This is a genomic window from Streptomyces sp. NPDC001941, assembly GCF_040296945.1.
Taxonomy (GTDB): domain Bacteria; phylum Actinomycetota; class Actinomycetes; order Streptomycetales; family Streptomycetaceae; genus Streptomyces.
Genome location: NZ_JBEOYE010000008.1, coordinates 147,976 through 172,028 on the forward strand (window position 1 = coordinate 147,976; position 24,053 = coordinate 172,028).

Annotated in this window: 11 protein-coding genes; 5 read left to right on the forward strand and 6 right to left on the reverse strand. The window is 73.1% G+C overall.

Annotated elements, in window-relative coordinates:
• Positions 1-71: 71 nt before the first annotated feature.
• The 5 genes from ABT160_RS09755 to lat all read right to left on the reverse strand — a co-directional run bounded on the left by ABT160_RS09755 (position 72) and on the right by lat (position 16,933).
• Positions 72-2,141, reverse strand: coding sequence for a hypothetical protein (locus ABT160_RS09755; RefSeq protein WP_351645779.1), 2,070 nt, complete (start codon positions 2,139-2,141; stop codon positions 72-74).
• Positions 2,142-2,340: 199 nt separating this feature from the next.
• On the reverse strand, positions 2,341-2,982 hold the full coding sequence (locus ABT160_RS09760; protein WP_351645781.1) for a fasciclin domain-containing protein: 642 nt from the start codon (positions 2,980-2,982) through the stop codon (positions 2,341-2,343).
• Between the two features lie 243 nt (positions 2,983-3,225).
• Positions 3,226-4,215, reverse strand: a complete 990-nt coding sequence (locus ABT160_RS09765) for a 2OG-Fe(II) oxygenase family protein (RefSeq protein WP_351645783.1) — start codon at positions 4,213-4,215, stop codon at positions 3,226-3,228.
• Between the two features lie 130 nt (positions 4,216-4,345).
• A complete protein-coding gene (locus tag ABT160_RS09770; protein ID WP_351645786.1) occupies positions 4,346-15,448 on the reverse strand; it encodes a non-ribosomal peptide synthetase in 11,103 nt (3,700 codons plus the stop codon).
• Positions 15,449-15,556: 108 nt separating this feature from the next.
• The gene (gene lat / locus ABT160_RS09775; protein WP_502984188.1) at positions 15,557-16,933 is read right to left on the reverse strand and encodes an L-lysine 6-transaminase; all 1,377 of its coding nucleotides are present in this window, start codon (positions 16,931-16,933) and stop codon (positions 15,557-15,559) included.
• Between the two features lie 312 nt (positions 16,934-17,245).
• Between lat and ABT160_RS09780 the strand changes: the two genes are divergently transcribed.
• From ABT160_RS09780 to amaB, 3 genes are all read left to right on the forward strand, one after another.
• Complete coding sequence (locus ABT160_RS09780; protein WP_351645788.1) at positions 17,246-18,439, forward strand: aminotransferase class V-fold PLP-dependent enzyme; 1,194 nt, start codon at positions 17,246-17,248, stop codon at positions 18,437-18,439.
• A 28-nt stretch (positions 18,440-18,467) separates the two neighbouring features.
• Positions 18,468-19,415, forward strand: coding sequence for a 2OG-Fe(II) oxygenase family protein (locus ABT160_RS09785; protein ID WP_351645791.1), 948 nt, complete (start codon positions 18,468-18,470; stop codon positions 19,413-19,415).
• Between the two features lie 160 nt (positions 19,416-19,575).
• Positions 19,576-21,111, forward strand: coding sequence for an L-piperidine-6-carboxylate dehydrogenase (amaB, locus tag ABT160_RS09790; protein ID WP_351645793.1), 1,536 nt, complete (start codon positions 19,576-19,578; stop codon positions 21,109-21,111).
• An 81-nt stretch (positions 21,112-21,192) separates the two neighbouring features.
• Here the strand turns inward: amaB and bla are convergent, their stop codons facing one another.
• Entirely contained in the window at positions 21,193-22,122 is a 930-nt protein-coding gene (gene bla, locus ABT160_RS09795; protein WP_351645795.1) for a class A beta-lactamase, read from the reverse strand.
• 346 nt (positions 22,123-22,468) lie between these two features.
• Here bla and ABT160_RS09800 point away from each other — a divergent pair, with 346 nt between their 5' ends.
• Both ABT160_RS09800 and ABT160_RS09805 read left to right on the forward strand, forming a co-directional pair.
• The gene (locus ABT160_RS09800) at positions 22,469-23,182 is read left to right on the forward strand and encodes a CmcI family methyltransferase (RefSeq protein ID WP_351645798.1); all 714 of its coding nucleotides are present in this window, start codon (positions 22,469-22,471) and stop codon (positions 23,180-23,182) included.
• Complete coding sequence (locus tag ABT160_RS09805) at positions 23,182-24,051, forward strand: CmcJ/NvfI family oxidoreductase (RefSeq protein ID WP_351645800.1); 870 nt, start codon at positions 23,182-23,184, stop codon at positions 24,049-24,051. Before ABT160_RS09800 ends, ABT160_RS09805 begins: the two co-directional genes overlap by 1 nt.
• Positions 24,052-24,053: the final 2 nt, after the last annotated feature.

The window sequence follows — 24,053 nt, forward strand, 5'->3', positions numbered from 1 at the left end:
CGTTCAGGAGTGCGCGTCGTGCGCGCGCCGGCGGGGCGGTCGGGGTAACGGGGCCGCGTCGGACCCCGCGGCTAACACCTCGCCCCCGCGCGGCAGGTGAACCCGGCGAGGGTGCCGCCCTGGTCCAGGCGCGCGCTCAGGGCGAACGCGCCCTCCGGCGGGGCCTTGGCGGCGAGCAGCGCGCCCGGTGAGCGGGCGGTGACCGCGCCGCTGGTCTCGACGGCCGCGATGTGGCGGCTGCCCGCGGCCAGCACGTACCACTGTCCGGACGGCGCCTTCCAGCGGGTGCCCGCGAGGACGTGCTGTCCGAAGCGGCTGCACGCGGCGGTGTCGGGGACGTTCGCCGCGTCCAGGTCCCCGGCTCCGGTGGGGCCCGGCAGCTGGAGGCGTACGGCGATCCGCCCGGGCCCCTGCCAGGTGTCGGCCCGGGTGCACACCCAGGTGGCCCTGCCCGCGCCCTCGGGCAGGGCCTGTTGGGCGTAGGCCCAGTTGTTGACCGCGCGCACTCCGCGGCCGCGCAGGTCGCGCAGTGAGCACGCGGTGTGCGCCCAGTTCTGCAGGGCGGCCGTGCTGGTCGCCTCGCGGGGCTGACGGGCCGGGGTGCCGGTGGAGGGCGGCGGGGTGTAGGTGAGGTGCGCGGGTGCCAGGTCGCCGAGGTCGGTGACGAGGAACGCGTGCTTCTCCACGATCCTTTCGGAGGACCGGAGTTGGAGCGCCGGCCAGCGCGCGCAGCCGGTGCCGGGTCCCGGTGACGGCACCAGTGCGCTGACCCCGTCCTTGCCCGTGCTCAGGTCCCTGGCGGGCGTGTTGGGGTCGAGCAGGTCGCGGGTGGTGGACTCGGCGATCCAGGGGGCGAGCAGGTAGCGGGTGCCCCGGGGGGTGCGGCTGACCACGACGGCCGCCGCGGTGGTCACGTCCGCGTCGTCGGCGCGGGCGAAGTCCAGGGCGAACGGGCCGCCGCCGGAGGCCGGTTCGGCGTAGCGCACCAGGCGTACCCCGTCGTGCAGCAGCACCACGTCCGCGCCGTCGACCACGCCCGCGTACAGCAGGCGGGGCGGCTGGGCGGGCGGGGCCGTGGACGTCCCGGCGGTGGTGGTGACCTTGACGTCCTTGCCGGGGCCCGCCCAGGTGCGCAGCGCCCGTGACAGCAGGGCGCTGTCGGAGGTGCGGGTGCCGCGCGGGGGCCAGGAGGTGAAGTCGACGCGCGAGGTGTCGGCCCATTCCTGCTGGGGCGCCCGTTGCAGCGTGCCGGGGTCGAGGGCCCGGGCGAAGTGCGTGCGGTCGGGTGCGCCCGCGGGTTCCGCGGCGGTGTCGGACCGGCCCTTGGGGACGGCGACGAGGACGCCCGCGGCGACCGCGAGGGCGGCCACGGCGGCGCCCGCGCGGATCCGCTGGCGCCGCCTGAGCAGGTCGGCGGGGCGCATCTGGACGGTGCACGGGTCGAACTCGGCCGCCAGGAGCAGCGGCGGGGGCGGTCCTTCCCGTCCCTTGGCGGGCGTCTGGTCGGTGCGGGCGGGGGTCTCGGCCCCGCGGTCGGCGGCGGGCTTCAGCTCGGCGGCGGCCCGGACCGCGCGGGCCGGGTGCTCGACGCCGAGGCCGGCGAGGAGTTCGCGGGCGGCGCGGGGGGTGAGTTCCTCGAGGACGAGCAGGGCGAGCGCGGCGCGCACGGGGGCGCCGGTGCGGGACAGGGCCTGTTCCAGGGCCGCCTGGTCGGTGCCCCCGGCCCGGGGGAACAGCCGCAGGCCCAGGACGACGGGCAGCCGGGGCCGCCAGGCGCGGGGGGCGGGCAGCTTCGCGGGCCACCAGCGGGGGGTGTGCTCGTGGCGCAGGGCGTCGTGCAGGACGCGTTCGCGTACCCAGGCGTAGACGGGGCTGTCGGTGCCCCGCTGGGCCGGGACGCGGGGTCCGCCGGTGCCCCGCTGGCGGGGCAGGGCCCGCTGGACGAGTGCGTGGGCGAGCAGGACGCGGCGGTGGCGGCCGAGGGTGGGCGGAAGGGTGAGGTAGGCGAGCCGGACCAGGCGCGGGTAGTGCTCGACGACGACCGCTTCCGCGGCGTCGAGGCCCGGTGGGGGTGGCGATATGGAGGCGGGAGCGGTGGCCCGCGCGCCGTCCGGAAGAGAGGTGTTCTCTGAGCGCGGCATGCACCGTTCAACGAGGGCGGAGGGACACGGTCACTCCCGGGTGACACCGTTCGAGGGACCGTTCGAGGAGCCGTTCGACCGCGGGCCGGTACGTGTGTGCCAGCGGGTCACCCGGCCGTGACGGCCCCCTCCGGGCACGCGGAGGAGGCGCCGGTCCCGGCCCGGCGCCTCCTCCCGTCCGCCGCCGCGCGGCCGTGGGCTACTGCTTCGGCATCAGGACGGTGTCGACGATGTAGACGGTGGCGTTGGCGGTGGGGACGTTGCCGCAGACCACGCTGGAGGCGCCGTTGACCTTGTACGACTCGTCCGAGCCCGCGGTCGTCAGGGTGCCCTTCTCCAGGGTCGGGTAGGTGCCGGACTCCAGCTGCTTCGGCGCCAGCTTCTGGCCGACCACGTGGTACGTGAGGATCTTGGTGAGGGTGGCCTTGTCGGCGAGGACCTTGTCCAGGTCGGCCTTCGGGATCTTGGCGAAGGCGTCGTTGGTGGGCGCGAAGACGGTGATGTCCTTGGCGTTGTTCAGGGTGTCGACGAGCCCGGCCTTCTTCACGGCGGTGACCAGGGTGGACAGGGCGGGGTTGTTCGAGGCGGCGGTGGCGACCGGGTCCTTGGCCATGCCGTCGAAGCTGCCCGCGCCGTCCTTAGGCACGGAGGCGCAGGCGGGGCCGAACGGGCCGTCGGCGGCCGGGGTGGAGGCCGCCGCGGAGGCGCTGGACGCGGTGTCGGAGCCCGCGGCGCTGTCCTTCTTGTCCTTGTCGTTGCCGCCGCAGCCGGTGAGCAGGACGGGCAGCAGGGCGGTGGCGGCGAGGGCGGTGGCGACACGGGTGGTGCGGGCGGCGAACATCGCGGACAACTCCTGTGAGTCGGGGGTGCGTACGGCGGTTGCCGTCGAGCCGCCCGCCCTGGCACCGGTGGCCGGTGCCGCGCGGGCTGCTCACGCCTGACATTCGGAGCCGGTGCGCGAGGGGTTTGGGGGATCACCCGATCGGGTCAGTCCCGGACGTGCGTGCGGGCACGCGGCAGGGCCGCCCGGGCCTGGTGGGGGCAGGTCCGGGCGGCCCTGGATCAAGGGGTCACCGGGCGGCGGTCAGGTCTGGCCGTTCTTGGCGATCAGCGCGTGGAAGCCCTGGTGCAGGTAGTCGCCGTACTTCACCGGCGGGTTCAGCTCCCCGTCGGGCGTGCCGTCGGGCGCGAACGGCTCCAGGACGCTGTCGTGCCCGGCGTGCAGGAAGAACGGCAGGGACAGCCGCTCGGCGTTGACGAACTTCACCCGGTGGTTGGGCGCGGGGAAGTAGTCGTTGGTGAGGTAGGCCAGGAAGGTGCCGCAGTTCACCAGGAAGTCGTCGCCCGACGTCGGCAGGTCGCGCCAGCCGTCCACGGTCTCCACCTGGAGGTTCTGCACCTCGGTCTGGAAGAGCACGGTGATCATCGAGACGTCGAGGTGGTCCTGGAAGCTCAGCAGCGTGCCGTCGGGGCCGGTCTTCACCGGCGGGTACTCCTCCAGGTACGGGTAGCGGATCAGGGACACCGCCGAGAGGGTGTCGGCCGCGCTGACCTCCCGCTCGAAGAAGTCCTCCGGCTTGCCCAGCGCCAGGGCCATGCCCCGCAGGAGCGCCTTGGACAGGTCGAAGACCTCCCAGAAGTAGCGCTCGCAGAAGTCGCGGAAGCGGGCGTGCCGGGCCGGGTCGGGCCAGTCGTTGACCTCGTGCAGCGGCGTCCCGGCCCTGATGTGCCGGTGCCCGTCGTCGAAGGAGGGGTTGAGGTAGCAGAAGGACTCCACGGCCTTCTCGCCCGGGCGGGCCATGTAGTAGCCGTTGCGGACGTGGTCGTTGGCCGGGTTGTAGGCGTGGATCGCCAGGTCGTGCTTCTCCTGGTCGGTCATCTCCCGGTGGAACTCGTTGACCACGTCCTGCAGCAGCCGGACGTCCAGGCCGTGGTGCGAGGCGTAGAAGAACCCCGAGCCCCGGCAGGCCTTGTTGATCTCCTGCGCGACGCGCAGCTTCTGGTCCGCGTCGTCGCCCAGGAGCGGCGAGACGTCGATCGTCGGAACCTCGGCCGACGGCATCTTGACTGGCATCAGACCCTCCACGGGCTGCGCGCCCCGCGGCCGCGCGGGCGCGGCTGCGGACGCTGGTGACTGGTGACGGGGCGGGGCCCGTCGTCGGGCTGGGGACGACGGGCGCCGGCCGGTGGCGGAGGCGTACGGCTCACCGCTGCTCCGCCCGCAGCGGCTCGCGGATGCGGGCGCCCATCTCGGCGACCAGGGCGTCGTTGCGCACCCACGAGTGGTGGGTCTCGCCGCGCAGCCGCCGCACCTCTATGGACTCGGCCGGCAGGAGCGTGTCCAGGCCGTTGTAGGGCGAGCGCAGGTAGTGGGCGAAGACCCGTTCCTGGACGGCGTCGCGGACGATCTCGTTGGGCTCGTCCGCCTTGAACAGCACCAGGTTGCGCACGTCCTTGGCGACCCGCTCCAGGTCCGCCGCCTCGGGCACGTAGTGGTAGTTGATCGGGTCCAGGACGTCCTCCGTTCCGGGCAGGCCGGCCGCTTCGACGGCCCAGCGCACGTTGAAGTACGGGTCGATGAGGAACAGGTCCTCCACCCGCTCCCCGGCGCGGGCCAGGCGCAGCGCCACCTCCAGGGAGAGCACGCCGCCGAAGCTCCAGCCGAGCAGGCTGTACGGACCGCTGGGGCGCAGCCGCACGATGTGCTCCAGGTAGTACTCGCCCAGCGCCTCGAAGGACTCCATCGGGGCGTGCAGGTGGACGTTGTTGAACAGGACGAGCCGGTAGCCGGGCAGCCGCTGGGCGAGGTTGCTGAGGTAGCTCTCGGCGCCGCCCTCGCCGGGCGGGAAGACGAACAGCGTCGGCTCGCACTCCTCGTTGGCGAGCAGGTACGGCTCGAACTCCTCCTGCGCCGGGCGCCCGCCGCCCGCGGCGCGGACCGCGCCGCCGGTGCTGCCGCGCGCGACGGCCGCGGTGTGGGCGGTCAACCGCTCGGTCCACAGGCGTAGTTCGTCGGTGAAGCGGCGGGTGGTGTCCTCGCCGAGGCGGCTGTCGACGTCGGCGACCAGGCGGCCGGAGGCGCAGCGCACGGTCACGTCGAGGCCGAACTGGTCGGCGCCCCGGTTGCGCGGGGAGATCCGGGCGCCGGACATGGCGGAGTCGAGCCGCCAGCCGTCCCCGGCGTCGCCGGTGTCGGAGACCCGGCCCAGGTAGTTGAAGCTGACCGGGGGCAGGGGTGCGCGGGCGCTTCCGTACCGGCCGAACAGGGCTCCGTAGCCGATGCCGTGGTGCGGGACCCGGCGGGCGGCCTCCTTGACGGCCAGCACGCTGGCCCCGAGGTCCTGGTCGTCCACCTCGACGCCGAGCGGGTGCATGGTGGTGAACCAGCCGACGGTGTCCCGCACGTCGGGGGCGCCGTCGAAGCGCTCGCGGCCGTGGCCCTCCACCGTCACGTGGTGGACGGAGCGTCCGGTGACCGCGCGCAGGGCGAGGCCGGTGGCGGTGAGGAGGAGGTCGTTCATGGTGGTGTCGTACGCCCAGTGGCACTCGGTGAGCAGGGTGCGGGTGAGGTCCTCGTCGAGGGTGAACCCGGCGCGGTGGGTGGCCGCGCCCTGGCGGGCGATCAGTTCCATGGGCGGGTGTCCGGCGAGGTCCCGGGCGGTGGCCTCCCACAGGCGGCGCTCGTCCTCGTCGGGGGCGTAGCGGCGCAGCGCCTCGCCCCACTGGCGGTAGCTGCTGGTCTTCTCCTCCAGCTCGCCGCCGTGGTAGAGGATCTCCAGGTCCTGGGCCAGGACGTGCCAGCTGACGGTGTCGACGGCCAGGTGGTGCACGGCGAACCAGACGCGGTCGCTGCCGTCGGGGTAGCCGTGCAGGTGGGCCACGGCGTGGACGGGGCCGTGCGCCAGGTCGAAGCCGCTCTGCCAGTCGCCGAGCTGGCGTTCGATCTCGTCCTCGGCCAGGCCCCGTACGTCGAGGGTGCGCACGGTGGTGTCAAGCGGCCCTCCGTCGTAGCGCTGGGTGACCGGGCCGGGGCCTTCGAGCCCGTCGTAGCGCAGGGCGAAGGCGTCGTGGTGGCCGACCAGCCGGGCCACGGCCGCGCGCAGCCGCCCGGGGTCGAGTGCGGGGGTGCGTACCGCGAAGGCGTGGTTCCACCAGGACCGGTCGGCGAGCGGCTTGGCGAGGAACCACTCCTGGACCGGCAGCAGCGGTACGGCTCCGGTGAGCCGGCCCTGCTCGGCGGGCTCGCCGTCGGTCCCCGCGGCGGGTTCGCCCGCGGGCCGGGACAGGACGTGCTCGACCAGGCCGCGCACGGTCGGGTGGTCGAAGACGTCCTTGACGCTGACCCGACGGCCCAGCTCGCGCTGGATCTGCCCGGCCAGGTGCAGGGCGCTGATGCTGTCGCCGCCGCAGCGGAAGAAGTCGTCGTCGACGCCGACGTGCCCGCCGGGCAGCCGGTCGCCCCACAGCTGGCACAGGCGTGCCTCGGTGCGGCTGCGCGGGGCGGCGTACGCGGCCCGGCGGGCGGCGGTGCCGGCCCGCGGCAGGGCCTTGGTGTCGAGCTTGCCGTTGATGGTCATGGGCAGGGCGCCGTCGACCCGGACGAGGAGCGAGGGGACCATGCTGGGCATGAGCCGGGCGCGCAGCAGCGCGAAGGCGGCGTCCTCGTCGACGCGGGCCCCGGGCTCGGGGACGTAGTAGCCGACCAGGCGCCTGGTGTCGGGCGCGTGCTCGTCGGGGGCGGCGAGGACGGCGCACTCGCGCACGCCGGGGCAGCCGGCCAGGACGGCCTCGACCTCGCCGGGCTCGACGCGCAGGCCGTGGATCTTGACCTGGCCGTCGTTGCGTCCGACGTACTGGATGCCGCCGTCGCGGGTGCGGCGCACCAGGTCGCCGGTGCGGTAGAGCCGTCCGTCCTGCCCGGGGGCGGCGAACGGGTCCGGTACGAAGCGTTCGGCGGTCAGTTCGTCGCGGCCCAGGTAGCCGTCGGTGACGCAGTCGCCGGCGACGCAGAGCTCGCCGACGGCGCCCTCGGGCAGCAGGCGGCCCGCCTCGTCCAGGACGTACAGGCGCGAGTTGCCGAGCGGGCCGCCGAAGGTGTTGCGGTAGGGGTCGCCGGGGGCGAAGCGGTGGCCGGTGTTGTAGACGGCCGTCTCGGTGGTGCCGTACGCGTTGTACAGGACGCCCGGGTAGGCGGCGCGGATCGTGTCGAAGTGCCGTTCGTGGAAGGCCTCCCCGGCCACCAGGACGCAGTGCAGGCCGGGCAGCCGGGCCAGGTCGAACTGGGTGATCTGGGTGGGGGTGCCGCTGAGGTAGGTGAGGCCGTTGGACTCGGCCCAGGGGTAGAAGGAGTCGTCCTGGGCGGGCGACTGCGGCGGGATGAGCAGGGTGTGTCCGGCGAGTACGGACAGGGCGAGCTGTTCGACGGAGAAGTCGAAGACGTAGTTGGCGAGGAACAGCACGCCGTGGCGGGCCCGTTCGGGTGCGGGGAAGTAGCGTCCGGCGAGTTCCGCGCGGAAGCTGTCGACCGCGCGGTGCGGGACGAGGACGGCCTTGGGGCGGCCGGTGGTGCCGGAGGTGTAGATGGCGTACGCGAGGTCGTCGGGGGTGGCCCGCGCGTCCGGGTCCTCGGCGGAGCGGTAGCCCATGGGGAGGCGTTCGGCGTCGACGACCGGGCAGTCGGCCAGGGCGGTCAGGCGACCGGCGTGCGCGGTTCCGGTGACCACCAGGCGGGCCCGGGTGTCCCGGAGCATGAAGGCGATCCGGTCCTCGGGGTAGCCGGGGTCGATCGGCACGTAGGCCGCGCCCGCCTTCCACACCGCCAGGATCGCCACCACCGTCGCCTCGCTCCGGTCGAGCACGAGCGCCACCAGGTCGCCGGGGCGCAGCCGCCCCACCGAACGCAGGTGGTGGGCGAGCTGGTTGGCGCGTTCGTTGAGCTGACGGTACGTGAGGGTGGTCTCGCCGCACACCACCGCGACCTCGCCGGGGGTGCGCGCGGCGCACTCCTCGAAGACCGCGTGCAGCGTGCGCGCCGGGGCGGCCGTCCGGTCGTCGCTCCCCACGGCGGTCGCGACGGCGAGCAGGGCCGCCTCGCCCGCCGGGTCGAGCCGGCCGACCGCGGCCAGCCGGGTCGCTCCCCCGGCCGGGGCGAGGCGGGCGAACTCGGCGAGGACGTGCCGGTAGGTGGCGGCGAACCCGGCCACGCTCGCGTCGTCGAAGAGGGCGGCGGCGAAGGTCAGGTTGCCCGCGAGGCCGCCGTCGCGCTCGGTCAGGGTCGCCGAGAGGTCGAACTTGGTGGCGGTCCTGCCCTGGGCGTCCGGCTGGTACGGGACCAGGTCGGCGCCCTGCGGCGCGCCGTCGCCCAGGTCGCGGTCGGTGACGTTCTGCAGGGTGAAGTTGATCTGCAGGACCGGGTGGCGGCTGGGGTCCTTCTCCACGTCCAGTTCCTTGACCAGCTGCTCGAACGGCAGCTCGCCGTGGACCTGGGCGGCGACGACCCGCTCGCCCACCGCGCGCACGTGGTCCAGGAGGGTGGCGTCCTGGTCGACGCCGACGCGCAGCGCGAGCAGGTTGGCGAAGAAGCCGACGGTGCGGTCGAACTCGGGGCGGGCCCGGTTGGCCGACGGGGTGCCGACGACGAAGTCGTCCTGGCCGGTGTAGGCGTGCAGGACCAGCGCCCAGGCGCCCAGCAGGACGCTGTACAGGCTGACCCGGGCGTCCCTGGCGAGCTCGCGCAGCCCGTCGGTGGTGGCCGCGTCGACGGCGAACTCCAGCTCGCGGCCCCGGTAGTCGAAGCGGGCCGGGCGCGGCCGGTCCAGGGGCAGCCGCACGGTCTCGAACCCGGCGAGGGCGCCGCGCCAGTAGCCGGTCAGGTCCTCCAGGCGGCGCCCGGTGAGGTACCGGCGCTGCCAGGCGGCGAAGTCGGCGTAGTCGCCGCCGGCCCGGCCGAGGGCGGTCGCGGGCGCGCCGCCGAGCAGCGCGGACAGCTCCTGGCGCAGCAGGTTCCAGGACCAGCCGTCGCAGCAGGTGTGGTGCAGCACCAGGCTCAGGTACGCCTGCCCGGGCTCGTCCTCGCGGGTGAACAGGTCCGCCTGGAGCGGGAGTTCCTCGTCGAGGCGGAAGACGTGCTCGGAGCGGGCGACCAGCGCCCGGTCGAGCGCGGCGGCGCCGTCGACGGTGTGGCGGGCGAGCGTGAAGCGGGCGGCGGCCTCGTCCCCGGGCAGGACCAGCGGGCGCCGGGTGCCGTCGGCGTCCCGGCGCAGCAGGGTGCGCAGGGCCGGGTGGCGGCGCAGCAGGGCCTCCAGGGCGGCGGCCACCGCGTCGGGGGCGGCGGTCAGGCGCAGCGCGAAGGGGATGTTGTAGGCCCAGGTGCCGCCCTCGAACTCGTCGATGAACAGCAGGCGTTCCTGGGCCAGGGAGACCTGGGGGGCGCCGGTGGCGGCGCGGACGGCGGCCGGGTCGCGGTCGTCGTCGGCGCGGCCCGCGGCCTCCTGGATGTGGCGGGCCTGGGCGCCGAGCGTGGTGTGCCGCAGGACGGTGGCGACGCCGAGGCCGCTCCCGAAGCCGGTGGTGATGGCCTGGGCGAGGGCCATGGCGCGGATGCTGTCGCCGCCCAGGGCGAAGAAGTCGTCGTGGACGCCGACCCGGTCGGGCGCCACGCCGAGGACGGCGGACCAGATGCCGCAGAGCTTGACCTCGACGTCGGTGGCGGGAGCGGCGTACTCGGTGGACTCGCCCGCCCCGAAGTCGGTCTCGGGCAGCCGTTTGACGTCGAGCTTGCCGCTGGGCGTGACGGGGATGTCGGTGATGCGCAGGACCCGGGCGGGCACGATGGCCTCGGGCAGCTTGCCGCGCATCCACTGCTTGACGGCCGTCTCGTCGTGTTCGTCGGCGCTGACGTAGAAGCCGACGAGGTACTTCTGCCGGGCGGTGGACGCGGACGGCTCGTGCTCGCGGGCGATCACCAGGGAGCGGGTGATGCCGGGGTAGGAGGAGAGCGCGGCCTCGACCTCGCCGAGCTCCACGCGCTGGCCGCGGATCTTGACCTGGAGGTCGGTGCGGCCCAGGCACTCCAGCTCGCCGCCGGGCAGCCAGCGCACCAGGTCGCCGGTCTTGTACATGCGCCCGTTGAGCCCGGCCGCGGCTTCCGCGGGCGTGCGGAAGGGGTTGTCGACGAAGCGGTCGGCGGTCAGCTCGTCGCGGTTGAGGTAGCCGCGGGCGACGCCGACGCCGCCGATGTACAGCTCGCCCATGCCGCCGACGGGGACCCGCTTGTGCTGCTTGTTGAGCACGTAGCAGGCGGTGTTGGCGACGGGGTGGCCGATGCTCTTGGTGGCGCGCCGCTCGCCGGGCTCGTACGGCCGCTTGTGGCTGGTGATGGAGATCTCGGTGGGGCCGTAGCCGTTGATGATGGTGCGGCCGAAGGTGGAGCGGATCTTGTCGAAGACCGGTTCGGTGAAGTCCTCGCCGATGGCGTCGACGCGGGTGAGCGAGGTGGTGGTGGAGTAGTCGTACAGGGAGAGCACCGAGGGCGTGCCGGAGAGGTACGTGACCTGCTCGTCGTTCATGTACCGGTACAGGCGCTCGGTGTCGGTGCGCATGGTGTCGTCCAGGACCACCAGCTTCTGGCCGTTGAGCAGCGCGTCGGTCATCTGCTCGTAGAAGTGGTCGAAGACGTAGTTGGAGAAGGACAGCAGCGCCTCCTGGCGGCGCTCCTTCTCCAGGCCGAACAGGCGGCGCATGGAGATCTGGAGGTTGACGACGCCCTGGTGCTCGACGAGGACGGCCTTGGGCCGGCCGGTGGTGCCCGAGGTGTAGATCGCGTACGCCAGGTCGGTGCTGGTGACGTCGGTGACCGGGTCGTGGGCGGGGCCGGTGTCGAGGTCCAGGCTCTCGATGCCGAGGACGGGCAGGTCGGCGAGGGCGGAGAGGCGCCCGGTGTGGGCGTCGTTGGTGAGGACCAGGCGGGCGCTGGTGTCCTGCCACATGAAGGCGATGCGGTCGTCAGGGTAGGCCGGGTCGATGGGCACGTGGGCGGCGCCGGTCTTCCACACCGCGAGGATCGCGGTGATCATCAGTTCGCTCTTGTCGGTGACCAGGGCGACCAGGTCGTTCGGGCGCAGTTCGGCGGTGTCGCGCAGGTGGTGGGCGAGGCGGTTGGCGCGCTCGTTGAGCTCGCGGTAGGTGAGCCTGCGGTCGCGGTAGACGACGGCGGTGGCGTCGGGGAAGGCCGCGGCCATCTCCTCGAAGATCCCGTGCAGGGTCTTGTGGCCGGGGTAGGGCGCCTCGGTGCGGTTCCACACCTCGAAGTGGCGCAGGGTGGGCTCGGAGACGTACTCCAGCGCGGCCACCGGCTGTGCGGGGTCGGCGGCGACCTGGGCGAAGAGGGTGCGGGTGGTCTCCAGGAGGGTGGCGATCGTGGCGTCCTCGAAGAGCTCGCCCGCGTACCAGAGGGTGACCGTGAGCTCCTCGCCCTCCTCGCGGGCGACCACGGCGAGCGGGTGGTCGACCTTGTCGGAGTCGTAGCCCTTCTCGAAGCGCAGGTGCTCGTCGTGGGCCAGTTCCTCGGCCTCGGCGAGGAGTTCGGGGTAGTTCTCCAGGACCAGCAGGGTGTCGGAGAGGCGGCGCTTCATGCCGCCGGTCTGGAGCCGGCCGAGCTCGACGACGGCCTTGCTGTTCATGGTGTTCACGGCGCTCTGCACGTCGCCGAGGGCGTCGGCGACCGTGCGGGCGTTCTGCCGCTCGTGGTCGACGACGAGCGGCAGGGTGTTGATGAACAGGCCGACGGACTTCTCGATGCCGTCCACGGGCAGGTGGCGGCCGGAGACGATGGTGCCGACGACCGTGGTGTCGCCGCCGCCCATGGCGTAGAGGACCTTGTGCCAGACGAACTGCAGCACCGAGTGCAGGGTGACCGAGTGTCGTGCGCACAACTCCTTGAGCCGGGCCGTCTGTTCGGCGCCCAGGCGCAGGGTGCGGGTGCGGTGCTCGCGGACCTCGTCGTAGTCGCTGAGGTCGACCTGGTAGCGGATGTCCTCCTTGACCAGGCCGCCGAAGTCGCCGCGCTCCTCGATCCGGGCGATCTGGTCGGTCCAGTACTCCACGTGGTCGTCGCGGTGGGCCTCCCAGTGCCGCTGGGCGGCCGCGTAGGCGCCGTCGACGACGGTGGGGACCTCCTCGCCGCGCACCAGGGCGAGGTAGGCGCGGTGCACCTCGTCGTGCAGGACGGGGAAGCTCCAGCCGTCCAGGATCAGGTGGTGGCAGCTGAAGATCAGCGCGTACAGGTCCTCGCGCTGCTTGACCAGGTAGACGCGGAACAGCCGCCCGGTGGCGGGCTCGTAGGGCTCGGTGCGGTCGCGGCGCTGGAGCTCGCGCAGCCGGGCCTCCTGCTCCTCGGGGTCGGTGACGGGGCTGAGGTCGACGTAGCGCCAGTCGAAGGGCTTGTCGTCGTGGTCGATGATCTGGAGCGGCTCCTCGGCCCACTCGAAGCGCAGCCGCAGCGCCGGGTAGCTCCGCTGGGCGTGCTGCCACGCCTCCTTCATCAGCCCGGGGCGCAGGGCGCAGCGGTAGCGGTGCACGGACTGCATGACGTACGCGTCGTCGCCGGTGCGGGCCTTGAGCGCGTGGTAGAGCAGGCCCTGCTGGAGGCCGTTGGCCCGCAGCCGTACGGACTCGCCCTCGGCCGTCGGCACGGGCCCGGCGGCCCCGGGTGCGGGGGCGGGCTCGCGGCGGCGCTCGGCCAGGTGGGCGGCGAGCGCCCCGAGGGTGCGCAGGGCGAAGACGTCCTCGACGCCGATCTCGACGCCGAGTTCGCGGCGGACGCGGGCGATCAGCAGGATGCTGGAGATGCTCTGGCCGCCGAGCCGGAAGAAGTCGTCGCCGTCGCCGATGCGGGCGGCGGGCAGGCCGAGCACGGTGGCCCAGATCGCGCGCAGCGCGTCCAGGTCGCCGCCGCCCGCGCCCGGGGAGGAGGGGGCCGCGGGCGCGGGCGGGGCGACGTCCACGGGCGGCAGGGCGCGCCAGTCGACCTTGCCGTTGACGTTCACCGGGATCGTGTCGAGCCGGACCATGCGCGCGGGCACCATGATCCGGATGAGCCGGTCCTCCAGGAAGGAGATCAGCCGCTCCTCGGTGACCTCGGCGCCGGGGTCGGCGAGGTAGTAGCCGACCAGGTGGCGGTCGGTGGCGCCGCCGGCTCCCTCGCGGGCGATGACGACGCACTTGCGCACCCCGGGGTACTCGGTGGCCTGGGCCTCGATCTCGCCGGGCTCGACGCGGACCCCGTTGAGCTTCAGCTGGAAGTCGCTGCGGCCCATGAACTCGACCTCGCCGGAGGGCAGGACGCGGGCGAGGTCGCCGGTGCGGTAGATGCGGGCGTTCTCGCCGGAGCGCCGCTCGCCGTCGGTGCGGAAGGGGTTGTCGGTGAACCGCTCGGCGGTCAGGTCGTCGCGGTTGAGGTAGCCGGGGGCGACGCCGCGCCCGCCGATGTAGAGCTCGCCGATCGCGCCGACGGGCAGCTGCTTGAGGTCCTGGCTGAGCACGTACCACTTCACGTTGCGCACGGGGCGGCCGATGCTGCGGTCGCGGCGCTCGGTGACGCCGGGGGCGAACTCCTTGACGGCGGTGACGAACGCGGCCTCGCTGAAGGCGTACTCGTTGACGATCCGGCCGCCGAAGCGCTCGCGCAGCCCGCGCAGCCCGGCCGGGGTCAGCTCCTCGCCGACGAGCAGCAGCCGCTTGAGGGCGGTGCAGCGGCGCAGGTCGAAGTGCTGCAGGACCGAGCCGGTGCCGTTGAGGTAGGTGACGCCGTGCCGCTCGATGTACGCGGGGAAGCGGTCCGGGTCGAGCCGTACCTCTTCCGGGATGATCACCAGGGTCTGCTCGTTGACCAGCGCGATCAGCGTCTGGCGCAGATGGGGCTCGAAGACGTAGCTGGCGAAGAGGGCGACCCGCTCGGTGCCCGGGGTGCGCATGTCGTAGCGCTCGGACAGGTCGGTGATGCTGTTGACCACGCTGTCGTGGTACTTGGGCACGCCCTTGGGCACACCGGTGGTGCCGGAGGTGTACGTGAGGTAGGCGAGGTCGCCCGGGGACAGGTCGAGGCCGAGGTCCCCGCGCGGCCCGTCGCCCGCGACCGCGTCCTCGACGGCGATCAGCCGCACCCCGGCGTGCTCCGCCCCGAGGACCTCGCGCAGCCGCTCCACGTGGTGGCGGTTGGTCACGATGAAGCGCAGCCCGGTGTCGCCGACGGCGAAGCGGACCCGCTCGGCCGGGTAGGCCGGGTCGATCGGCACGTAGGCCGCGCCGGCCTTCCAGATGCCGAGGGTCGCGCAGACGCCCAGGTCGCTCTTGTCCAGGTAGAGCCCGATCAGGTCCTGGTGCCGCACGCCCGCGCCGCGCAGGTGGTGGCCGACGGCGTTGCCGCGCGCGTCGACCTCGCGGTAGGTCAGGCTGAGGTCGCCGAAGACCACGGCCTCCCGGTCCGGCGCGCGCCGCGCCACGTCCGCCACCAGCTCGTCCAGGCGCTTGTCGCGCGGGAACTCCCCGTCGGTGGCGTTCCACTCCGCCAGCCGCGCGCGCTGCTCCTCGGAGACCAGGTCGATCTCGGCGACGGTCCGCCCGGGGTGCCGGGTGAACTGGCCGAGCACCTCGCGCAGCACGTCGAGGACGCCCTCGATCGTGCGGTCCTCGAAGAGCTCGTCGGCGTACGCCAGCGTCCAGCTGACGCACTCCTCGCCGGGGAGGTCCCGCACCACCAGGGCCAGCGGCGTCGGCGCCAGCTCGGCGAGCGCGATCTCCCGGTCGGCGAGGACCAGGTGGACGTCGAACAGGCCGCGCGTCAGGGCCTCGTCGGCGCCCACGTACGCGGAGTCCTGGCGGACCGCCGCGTCCAGTTCGCGTACCGCCTCCAGGCAGCTGAGCCCTGCCTGCGCGGCGTGGTCGACGACGAACGGGAGCACGCGGGCGCGGCGCGGTCCTGCGACGCCGGTGGCGTCGACGAGCGCGGCGACCGTGCTGGTGCCGTGGCCGTAGGCGCGGATCACGGCGTGCAGGGCGGCGACCGCGTACGCGGCGGGCGACACGCCCTCGTGCGCGCCCAGCGCCTCCTCCAGGGCGGCGTGGTCCGCTCCGGCGACGCGCAGTTCCCGGCTCCTGGTGACGCGGGTGCTCGGGTCGTCGTCGCGGACCGCGACCTTGTTGCGCCACTCGTCCTTGAGCAGCATTTCCAGATCGCAGCGCTCGCTCGACACGCCCTCGATCCGGGCGAACCAGTCAGCGGCGGTCACCGGGTGACGTGCAGGCTTCATTCGTGGGCTCTCCGTCGTGCGGGGTGAGTGCGAAACCCCGCGGCGGCCGGTGGCCGCCGCAGGACCGCCGGGTGGGCGGACTTGCCGTGGCTCGGAGCGCGTGCCGCCTCAGGAGGCGGGGGTGAGGCTGCGTCCGAGCGCGTCCAGCGCTTCGTCGATCTCGCTCTCGGTGATGGTCAGCGCCGGCCGGAAGCGCACGCTGCGCTCCCCGCAGGGCAGGCCGATCACCCGGTGCTCGCGGTACATGCGGCGCAGCACCTCGTCGCGGCGCGCGCCGTCGGGCAGGTCGACCGCGCACATCAGGCCGCGGCCGCGCGGGTTGGTGACCACGCCGGGGTGCCGGGTGGCGAGCGCCTCCAGGCCGTCCAGGAAGTACTTGCCGCGCTGCACGACCGTGTCGAACAGGCCGGTGCGCTCGACCTCCTCCAGGATCCGGGTGGCCCGCACCATGTCGGTGAGGCTGCCGCCCCAGGTGGAGCTGATCCGGGAGGAGACGGTGAAGACGTTGTCGGCCACCTCGGAGATCCGGCCGCCGCCCATCACTCCGCACACCTGGGTCTTCTTGCCGAAGGCGACCAGGTCGGGGCTGAGGCCGAGCTGCTGGTAGGCCCACGGGGTGCCCGTGATGCCGCAGCCGCTCTGCACCTCGTCCAGGACGAACAGCGCGTCGTTGTCGTGGCACAGCCGCTGCATCGCCTGGAGGAACTCGGCGCTGAGGTGGTTGTCGCCGCCCTCGCCCTGGATGGTCTCCGCGACGAAGCAGGCGATCTTCCCGTCCGCGGTGCGGAACGCCTCCTCGGCGGCGGCCAGCGCGCGCCGCTCGGCGGCCTCGTTCTCCCGGGCGTGCTCGGTGAGCGGGTGGCGCAGGGCGGGCGAGGGGATGCGCGGCCAGCCGAGCTTGGGGAAGCCGCGGGTCTTGGCGGGCTCGGTGTTGGTCAGGGACAGCGTGTAGCCGCTGCGGCCGTGGAAGGACCGCTCCAGGTGCAGCACCCGCAGTTCGTCGACGCCCGTCTCGTCGAGGCCCAGCTTCTGGGCCTTCCAGTCGAAGGCGGCCTTCAGCGCGTTCTCGACGGCGAGCGCTCCGCCGTCGACGAAGAAGAGGTACGGCAGCCGGGGGTCGCCGAGGACCCGGGTGAAGGTCGCCACGAAGTGGGCGTACTCCACGGTGTAGAAGTCGGGGTTGGACGGCTTGTTGAGGGCGGTCGCGCCGAGCGCGGCCACGAACTCCCGGTCCTCCGCCAGCGCCGGCGGATTCACCCCGAGGGGGGCCGAGGCGAAGAACGAGTAGAGGTCGAGGTAGGAGTCGCCCGTGGCGGCGTCGACGAGGCGGGTTCCTGAGCTGGCGGCGAGGTCGAGGACGAAGTCGTAGCCGTCCACGAGCATGTGGCGTTCCAGGGTGGGGTGCACCTCGTGCACAGCGGGGGGCGCCGGGTGCGGAGCATCGAGGGTGCGGATGCCGGGACGGAGTTCTGCTTTCTCAGCCACGTTCGGAAACTCCCGTAGGGCAGACGGAATTCACGGTGTGCGGGCTCTGGCTCACTCGGTGGGGGGCGGAATTCCGGGATTTGGATTTTCGGCCTCATCATGCTAACCGGCTGGCCTCTTGCGCCTCTCTTTTGCCTCTCTCCGGCATCTCTTCGCGCATTTTCGCTCAACGCCCCTGTCACCTGCGGGAATTGCACTCTTGTAGATCCGGCATTCGCTGCTAGGCTGCTTGCGTCGATGCTTCCCGTCGCCCTGGGTGACGGGTTCCCAATTCTTGGTTCTTCCTCACCGAATGCGCGGGAGACACACGACATGGCCGTTGCCGACTGGGCGGAAGCCCGCGGCCGCATGCTGCTCGACCCGGCCGCCGTCAACCTCAACACCGGCTCCGGCGGGCCGCTGCCGCGCGGCACGTTCGACCGCATCACCGACCTGCGGGCCCATCTGGCCGCCGCGCCGATGGACTTCCTGCTGCGCGAGGTGCCGCCGCTGCTGTGGAAGGCGCGCGAGAGCCTGGCCGGACTGCTCGGCGCCGACCCGCACCGGCTGCTGCTGTGCGCGAACGTGACCGGTGCGGTCAACCTGGTCGCCTCGTCGCTGGAGTTGGCGGCGCCCGGCGAGATCCTGCTGACCGACCACGAGTACCCGCCGATGCGCTGGTGCTGGGAGCGGATGGCGCGCCGGCTCGGCCTGCGGGTACGGGAGTTCGCGCTGCCCGAGGCGCCGTCGGGTCCCGAGGAGGTGGTGGCCGCTGCCGTCGCCGCGATGGGCCCGGACACCCGGCTCTTCGGCTTCAGCCACGTGCTGGCCAGCACCGGGATGGTGCTGCCCGCGCGGGACTTGTGCGCGGCGGCCAGGGAGCGGGGCGTGCTCACGGTGGTCGACGGCGCCCACGCGCCGGGCTTCCTGGACCTCGACCTCGCCTCGGTCCCGTACGACTTCTACGCGGGCTCGGGGCACAAGTGGCTGCTCGCCCCGACCGGTGTCGGCTTCCTGCACGTCGCCGAGGACCGGCTGGCCGGCCTGGAGCCGCTGCAGGTCAGCTGGGCGTACGAACCCCCGCCGGACAGCCCGCCCGACGAGCGGGACCGGTTCGGCTCCACGCCGCGCCTGCGCCGCCTGGAGTGCGAGGGCACCAGGGACATCTGCCCCTGGCTGGCGATGCCCGAATCGATCGACTTCCAGGACCGGTTGGGCACCCGGGCGATCCGGGAGCGGCGCGCCGGGCTCGCCGGGCGGCTGCGCGAGCTGCTCACCGGGGAGCTCGGCCTCGACGCGGTCACGCCGGCTTCCCCCGCCCTGTCCGGCGCCATGGTGGCCTTCCGGCCACCGCGCGGCGCCGGGGCCGGGCGGCTGAAGCAGGAGCTGTGGGAGCGCCACCGGATCGAGGTGGCGGTGAGCGAGCGGCCCGACGGGGCGCTGCTGCGGGTCTCGGTGAACTTCTACAACACCGGGGCGGAGATACGGATCCTGGCGGACGCGCTCGGGGAACTGCTCCCCCGCTGAGGCCGGTCACGAAAGGACGAGGAACCTCATGGACCACACCACGGACACCACGGTGCCGACCTTCGACCTCGCCGACCTCCAGGAGGGCCGGAACCGCGACGCGTTCCGCGCCTGCCTGGCGGAGAAGGGCGTCTTCTACCTCACCGGCAGCAGCCTGACCGAGTCCGACCTGAAGTCGGCCAAGGACGTCGCGGTCGACTTCTTCGAGCACGGCACCCCGGAGCAGAAGCGCTCGGTCACCTCGCAGGTGCCCACCCAGCGGCGCGGCTTCACCGGCCTGGAGTCGGAGAGCACGGCCTCGATCACCAACACCGGTTCGTACACCGACTATTCGATGTGCTACTCGATGGGCCTCGCGGACAACGTCTTCCCCACCGAGGACTTCCGGCAGACGTGGACGCAGTACTTCGGCCGGATGTACGACGCCTCCCGCGAGGTCGCCCGCCAGGTGCTGCTCGCCACCGGCACCGAGCCCGAGGGCGGGGTCGAGGCGTTCGTGGACTGCGACCCGCTGCTGCGCTTCCGCTACTTCCCCGAGGTCCCGGCGCACCGCAGCTCCGAGGAGGAGCCGCTGCGGATGGCGCCGCACTACGACCTGTCGTCGGTGACGCTGATCCAGCAGACCCCGTGCCCCAACGGGTTCGTGAGCCTCCAGGTCGAGGTCGGCGGCACCTTCGTGGACCTGCCGGCCAGGCCGGACTCGGTGCTGGTGTTCTGCGGCGCCATCGCCACCCTGGTCACCGGCGGCCTGGTCAAGGCGCCCCGGCACCACGTGGCGGCCCCGGGCCGGGAGCTGATCGAGGGCAGCGGCCGCACCTCCAGCGTGTTCTTCATGCGGCCGAACGCGGACTTCTCCTTCTCCGTGCCCCTGGCGAAGGAGTGCGGGTTCGACATCAGCCTGGACGGCGAGACCGCGACGTTCCAGGACTGGATCGGCGGGAACTACGTCAACATCCGTACGGAGAAGGCATCGTGAGCGATGAGGCGTTGACGCCCGCTCGGTGACGCCCGTTCAGTAGCACTCGCCCAGCAGCACCCGATCAGCAGCATTCGCCCAGCAGCACCCGTTCAGCAGCATTCGCTCAGCGACACCCGTTCCGCGACAGCCGTCCGGTGAAAGAGGGAAGAACGACCCGATGCTCGAATCAGTCAGCGCCACCGAGGAGATACGCACCAGGGCCGAGGCCGCGCTCGCGCGCTGCGGGGTGGTGCTCGCCGCCCACAAGGGCGACGCGCTCGCCGCCCGCACCCCGGTCACCGGCGACGCCCTGTTCGGCCTGCGCGTGGACGCGCCCGAGGACGTCGACCGGGCCGTGGAGGCCGCGCACACGGCGTTCCTGACCTGGCGCACCACGCCCGCCCCGGTGCGCGGCGCCCTGGTCAAGCGGCTCGGCGAGCTGCTGGCCGAGCACAAGCAGGACCTGGCGGACCTGGTGACCGTGGAGGCGGGCAAGATCCGCTCCGAGGCGCTCGGCGAAGTGCAGGAGATGATCGACATCTGCGACTTCGCGGTGGGCCTGTCCCGCCAGCTGTACGGGCGCACGATGCCCTCGGAGCGGCCCGGGCACCGGCTGATGGAGACCTGGCACCCGCTGGGCGTGGTCGGCGTGATCACCGCGTTCAACTTCCCCGTCGCGGTGTGGGCGTGGAACGCGGCGGTGGCCCTGGTGTGCGGCGACACCGTGGTGTGGAAGCCGTCCGAGCTGACCCCGCTCACCGCGCTGGCCTGCTCGGCGCTGCTCGACCGGGCCGCCGCCGACACCGGCTCGCCGGCGGGACTGAACCAGGTGGTGCTCGGCGCGGCGGGGATCGGCGAGCGGCTGGTGGACGCGGAGCGGGTGGCGCTGGTCAGCGCGACCGGCTCGACCCGGATGGGCCGGGCGGTGGGCCCCCGGGTGGCCGCCCGGTTCGGCCGCAGCCTGCTGGAGCTGGGCGGCAACAACGCGGCCGTGGTCGCCCCCAGCGCGGACCTGGACCTGGTGGTGAACGCGGCGGTGTTCGCGGCGGCCGGCACGGCCGGGCAGCGGTGCACCACGCTGCGGCGCCTGATCGTGCACGAGGACGTCGTGGACACGGTGGTGGAGCGGCTCGCGCGGGCGTACGAGCGGCTGCCGATCGGTGACCCGTTCGCCGAGGACACCCTGGTCGGGCCGCTGGTGGGCGAGGCGTCGTACGAGAAGATGCGCGCCGCGCTGGAGCGCGCCAGGGCCGAGGGCGGCACCGTCGTCACGGGTGGCGAGCGGGTCGGCGACGCGGCGGCGCCGGGCGCCTACTACGTACGGCCCGCGCTGGTGCGGATGCCCGCGCAGAGCCCGGTGGTGCGCGAGGAGACCTTCGCGCCGGTGCTGTACGTACTGTCCTACCGGGACCTGGACGAGGCCATCCGGCTGCAGAACGACGTGCCGCAGGGCCTGTCCGCCGGGATCTTCACCACCGACCAGGCCGAGGCCGAGCGCTTCCTGGCGGCCGACGGCGCGGACAGCGGCATCGTCAACGTCAACATCGGCACCTCGGGCGCGGAGATCGGCGGCGCGTTCGGCGGCGAGAAGGAGACCGGCGGCGGGCGCGAGTCGGGCTCTGACGCCTGGCGCGCGTACATGCGCCGGGCGACCAACACCGTCAACTACTCGGGCCGGGTCGCGCTGGCCCAGGGGGTGGACTTCTCGCAGTAGCGCGTACGTGACGTCAGGGGGCGGCCACCACGGGGGTGGCCGCCCCCTCGCGTGCGTCAGCGGGTGCGGGTAGCCGCCGGTTCAGCGCACGTCGGCCAAGGCCAGCCGGGCCGCCTCGGCGACCAAGGCCTCCTGGGGCCGGTCGTCGGCGCCGGGCCGGTCGCTCATCACGGCGAGCAGCAGGGGTGCGCCGCTGGGGGGCCAGAGCACGGCGACGTCGTTGGCGCGGCCGTACTTGCCGGTGCCGGTCTTGTTCGCCGCCCGCCAGCCCTTGGGCAGCGCGGCGCGGATGCGGCTCTCGCCGGTGGTGCTGGCGCGCATCCAGCCGTCGAGCAGGGCCCGCTTGTCGGCGGGCAGCGCGTCGCCGAGCAGCAGGCGGCGGAAGTCCTCGCTCACCGCGCGGGGCGTGGTGGTGTCGCGGGGGTCCTCGACGCGGCCCCGGTGCAGTCCGGGCTCGTAGCGGTCCATGCGCGAGACGGTGTCGCCCAGGGTGCGGAAGTAGGCGGTGAGGCCATCGGGCCCGCCGAGTTCGCGCAGCAGCAGGTTGCCGGCCGTGCCGTCGCTGAACCGTACGGCCGCGTCACACAGTTGACGTACCGTCATGCTGCCTCCGGTACGGGTCTCGGTGACCGGCGAGATGGTGTTGACGTCGTCGGCGCTGATGGGCACGCGCCGCTCCAGGGCGGGGAGCGCCTCGCGGTGCAGGACCGCCGCGGCGGCCAGCGCCTTGAACGTGGAGCAGAACGCGAACCGTTCGCCGTCCCGGTAGGCCGCGGCGGCCCCGCTGCCGGTGTCCAGCGCGTACACGCCGAGCCGGGCGCCGTGACGCCGCTCCAGGGCCGCGTACTCGGACACGTCCACGGAGGGCGCGGGGCGCAGCCTGCTGGGCGCGGGCGCCGGGGTGGCGCGCCGGGCGGGGCTCTCGGTACCGGTCCCGCAGCCCGCCAGCGGCACCAGGGCTGCCGCGAGGAGCAGGGAGCGGCGGGACGGTCCGGACGTCGTACGGGGCATGCGGTCGTACCTGCTTTCGGCGGCGGTCGGCGCGTGACGTCCCTTTTGTACGTGGTCGGCGGGAGGAGAGTCCAACCCGCCCGCCGTACGGGCGACGCTTTCGCACATCTGGCCGGAAACCGCTCTCACTCCGCGCCCGCGTCCCCGAATTGCGGCGAATACCGTGCCACTTGGCCCGAGGGCGCGCCGGGATTCCCCGAAAGGCCGCGCAATGCGGCGAAGAGATCGCCGAGAGCGCCGGAAGAGCGCCCCAAGAGCACGTCTCGTTAGCATCGAAGTGCCATGGGGGATCGTGAAACACCGGTTCAATTCAGGCCCCGGACCCGCAGATTCGAGGGAGAGTTCCGTGAACGACTACTCGGCCGAAGAATTCCTGGACCTGAGCAAGTTCAGCGGTCTCGGCGAGGATCCCGCCTACCACCCCCCGGTGCTCTCCGACCGGCCCCGTGACTGGCCGCTGGACCAGTGGGACGAGGCGCCCCGCGACCTGGGCTACTCGGACTTCTCCCGCTACCAGTGGAGGGGGCTTCGCCTGCTGAAGGACCCCGACACCCAGGCCGCCCTGCACGACCTGGTCTTCGAGCTGAAGCCGCGCACCATCGTCGAGCTCGGCGTCTACGGCGGCGGATCGCTCGCCTGGTTCCGCGACCTGACCCGGCTGATGGGCCTGGACACCCAGGTGATCGGGATCGACCGCGACCTGTCGCGGTGCCAGATACCCCAGGACGAGATGCACAACATCTCGCTGCGCGAGGCCGACTGCAACGACCTGTCCACCTTCGAGCAGCTCAAGGACCTCGCGCACCCGCTGATCTTCATCGACGACGCGCACGCCAACACGTTCAACATCATGCGCTGGGCCGTGGACCACCTGCTGGACGAGGGCGACTACTTCATCATCGAGGACATGATCCCGTACTGGTACCGGTACAGCCCCCAGCACCTGATCCAGTACCTGTCCTCCTTCCGCGACGTGCTGTCGATGGACATGGTGTACGCCAACACCAGCCCCCAGCTCGACCGCGGGGTCTTCCGCAGGCTGCCGAAGAAGGACCGCTGATGGCGGCGGTCTCCACCCTGCTGCACTACGCGGCCCCGCTCACCCCCGACGGGCCGCAGGACTGGTACATCGACGCGGTGTCCCGGCCCCCCGAGGTGATCCTCAACTTCCGCATGGAGCCGTACGAGACGGTCGTCGACGACCTGCGCGAAGGACCGCGCGAGCCCTCGCTCGACGAGGCCGGCTTCCAGCGCGTGGAGCGCCCCACCGCCGTCGACCAGCGGGCCCTCGCCGACGACGAGCCGGAGGCCATGGAGCGCTACCGGGCCGAGGTGCGGGAGCTGCTGACCGGGCTGACCGGCGGGGACGAGGTCCGCTTCTTCGACGCCACGCACCGCCGCCAGGTCGCCGACGCGCCGCGCGACCCGAACAACCAGTCGCCGCACCTGCGGGTGCACGTCGACCAGAGCCCGCGCAGCGCCCGGCACCGCGCCGACGGCCACGGCGAACCGGGCCGCCCGTTCCGCCGGTTCCAGATCCTCAACGTGTGGCGGCCGCTGCTCGCGCCGGTGCGGAACTACCCCCTCGCCCTGTGCGACTACCGCTCGCTCGACCTCGGCCGGGACCTGGTGCCCACCCGGCTGGAGTTCCCGGCCTGGCTCAAGGACCGCGAGAGCTACTCGGTCAAGCACAACCCGGAGCACCGCTGGTCGTACTGGAACGGGCTGTCGCCCGCCGAGGCGATCGTCTTCAAGTGCTACGACAGCGCCAGCCGCGGCCTGGCCCGGGCCAGCGGCGAGGGGGCGGACGGCGAGCTCGCGGACGTGTCCGGGGTGTGCCCGCACTCGGCGTTCCTCGACGAACAGGGGCCCCGTTCCGGCCTGTTGCGCACCTCCCTGGAGCTGCGCGCGCTGGTCTACCACTACTGAGG